The sequence below is a fragment of the Roseibium aggregatum genome (assembly GCF_014692675.1).
GTDB lineage: Bacteria > Pseudomonadota > Alphaproteobacteria > Rhizobiales > Stappiaceae > Roseibium > Roseibium aggregatum_C.
Genome location: NZ_JABFCZ010000079.1, coordinates 1 through 1213, shown reverse-complemented (window position 1 = coordinate 1213; position 1213 = coordinate 1). Strand labels below are relative to the sequence as shown.

Annotated in this window: 1 pseudogene; it reads right to left on the bottom strand. The window is 56.5% G+C overall.

Features of this window, described 5'->3' with window-relative positions:
• Positions 1–280 precede the first annotated feature (280 nt).
• Positions 281–1061, bottom strand: a pseudogene (locus tag HK439_RS26355) (IS5 family transposase).
• Positions 1062–1213 lie beyond the last annotated feature (152 nt).

Below are 1213 nucleotides of genomic sequence, written 5' to 3'. Positions count from 1 at the left end.
GGCAACAGCGGCCCGATCACTTCCCATTCTTCGTCTGTAACGCCAATCCGCTCGCCCAAGGCTGCCTCCAAAAGCCAGCCTTGAATCAAGGTCCGAGTCCCCAGTCAAGCTTTGTCCACGAAGCCTAACAAGCTACTCCACTTGAAAAGGCCGCCGAACGCCAATAGTAACGTTCACCGCAGTTTGTTATTTTTATCAATGATAATTTTCAGTTGCCCCCACGGCAACGCATGCATTAGTGAGCGCACTAGCAAAGAGCAAGCGGCCAGCAAGATACCCATTAGGATCTGTTGACAAAGTCTTGTAGCCAGATGCGTGCAGCTGCGAGATTGAGGAAAGCTGCAAAGGATGCTTTGGCTTTGTCGTACCGGGTGGCGATCCTGCGGAAGTGTTTGACCTTGTTGAACATTCGCTCGATCCGGTTCCTGTCCTTGCAGGCCCGGAAGTCGCAAGGAATTGGTTCCCTGCGGTTTGACTTCGGTGGAATGACGGGACTGATGCCAGCCAACAGCAGGCTTTGGCGCACGGCATCGCCATCGTATCCCTTGTCAGCCAGGAACAGCCGGGGCTTGCGGAAAGGCATATCCAGGAGGGCGGGAAGGCGCTGTAGTCTGATGCTTCGCCGCCTGTCAGGACAAAGCCGAGAGGGCGTCCTTGACCGTCTGTTCGGGCGTGGATTTTCGTCGTAAAGCCGCCGCGTGATCGACCGACAGCCTCCTTATGAGTCCCCCTTCAGCGCCTGCTGCCTGACTATGGCCGCGGACTGTGGTGCTGTCGATCATGTGTTGCCAGTCATCGGTAAGCCCGAGGTCCACCAGCGTTTCCAGCAGACCGTCCCAAACGCCTTGTTCCGCCCACTGGCGAAACCGGACATAGACCGAGTTCCATTTTCCGTAACGCTCATGCATGTCCCGCCAAGGGCAGCCAACGCGCAGGACATGTAACATGCCGTTCAAATAACGACGATTATCCTGCGCCGGGCAAGACTTTCGGCCTCGCTCCGAAGGAAGCAACGCTTCGATCAGTTCCCATTCGGCGTCTGTCAATTCGCCAGGTGCCAAGACCGCCTCCTAACAGACAGTCTTGAACGTATGGCCCGCCCCGTCTGCAAGGGGTAATTTGAAGATTGCTCTGTTCAGTCTGCGTCAACGTATCCGGTCTCGGGGTCGAGCCCCGGCCAAGATGGAGATCCGCGCAGTCTGGTCCTCATAAT